The sequence below is a fragment of the Roseateles aquatilis genome (assembly GCF_002205645.1).
Lineage (GTDB): Bacteria > Pseudomonadota > Gammaproteobacteria > Burkholderiales > Burkholderiaceae_C > Roseateles > Roseateles aquatilis.
The window spans coordinates 1-1,697 of sequence record NZ_NIOF01000017.1; the positions used below are offsets into that span (position 1 = coordinate 1).

General features: G+C 59.5%; 1 protein-coding gene. It reads left to right on the forward strand.

All coding sequences use genetic code 11. From position 1 onward, the window contains the following. Positions 1 to 1,233, forward strand: a 1,233-nt coding sequence (locus CDN99_RS24610; protein WP_141100974.1) for an RHS repeat-associated core domain-containing protein, incomplete at its 5' end; no start/stop codon positions are given. Between the last annotated feature and the right edge of the window lie 464 nt (positions 1,234 to 1,697).

Here is a 1,697-nt window from a genome sequence, read left to right on the forward strand (position 1 = left end):
ACCAACAGCAGCTACGACGCCTACGGCAACCTGGTGGTGGACTGGACCACCGACGGCAGCGCGGGCACGGACCGGGGCTTCACCGGGCACGAGCACCTGGATGACCTGGGCATCATCCACATGAACGGCCGGTTGTACGACCCCAACATCGGGCGGATGATGCAGCCCGATCCGTTCGTGCAGGAGATGCTGAACCTGCAGAACTACGACAGGTATGGGTACTGCTTCAACAGCCCGCTGATTTGCACGGATCCGACGGGGTATTCGTTCCTGTCGAAGATCTGGAAGAAGATCATGAAGAACCCGATCCTCAGGATCGCGGTGATGGTCGTGGTCAACATGTATGTGCCCGGCGCGCTGCTGGAATTCGGGATCACGAATGGATTCGCGAATGCGGCGATGTCGGGGTTCATCAGCGGCGCGATCTCCTCGGGCAACCTGAAAGGCGCGCTGCAAGGGGCATTCACGGCCGGGGCGTTCAACCTGGCGGGGGACCTGATCACGCAGACGGGGGCTTTCTCCGGAAGCGGCATGGGCGGCTGGGGCGAGAGCTCTTGGCAAGCCGTGGCGGTGCATGGGGTGGTGGGGTGTGTGACCACCGCGGCCGGTGGAGGCAAGTGCGGCGCGGGCATGTTGAGCGCCGCCTTCTCTCAGGCGACGCTCGAGTACAAGAACAGCTTTGGTGATTTCATCGGCAATCAAGCGGTCGGGGGAACCATTGCCAGTGCCGTGATCGGTGGAACGGCCTCGGTGCTCGGCGGCGGAAAATTCTCAAACGGTGCTCAGACCGCGGCCTTCGGATATCTGTTCAACTGGCTCGCCCACATCGGGGTGAAGTTGAAAGTTCCATTTGTTGGTGGCGCCTCGTTCGGAATCGGAGTGTCAAAGACAAACGGGTCTTGGGATGCGGGCATCATCATTGACTCCGACATTCCCGTCGTGAGCGCAGGGAAGCTGCTGGGGAAAACCGCAGTCGAGGTTGGGCTCCAGGAGGGTGACTTCATGAGCAACAAGGCAGAGCAGTCCCTCAGCATTGAAGCAGGCTACAAGGCGGTCGGAGTCGGCATACAGAAGAGTGCCGATGGACGGGTGACGGGTGGAACGATCTCCTTCGGACCGCAATTGGGGGTCGCCGTGGGCGGTCAACAGACTCGCACGCTTTCAATACGGAATGAGGTGGTTCCAGCGGTGAAGAGCGCGGTTGACAAAGTTAAGAGCTGGTTTGGGCCTTGAATATGGTTGTATTGGTAGTCGCGGGAATAATGGCCCCCGCATGCATCTTCATTGCCTTGTGCATGTATTACATGGTGCTTTGGATCAGAAGCAGGCGAGGCTCTTCCGCGGGGAAGGATACCCTGATTGGAGCGCTGGGGGCCTTTGCGCTGCTCGCTCCGCGCTTGATGGGGCCGGAGTCCGCGAGATACCTGGGCCGGGCGCTGATGTGGGGTGCGCTTTTCATTGTCTACGTGGCGCTGGTTTTCGTTGGATTCACAGCGTTGAGTTGAATGTCGAACAGCCCTCGATCAGCCGATTTCCATTTCCATCTGGATGGCGGATTGAGGTTGTATCTTGAATGACGGAGGATCGGGCCGGGTGTGTCAGAAATTCTGTGTTTGAGGCGCTTCTACGAGGCTACGAGCCGGTCCTGGTGAATCGGTCTGCGTAGAGGATGGCGAATTGGTTCATTGCCTCTCGCC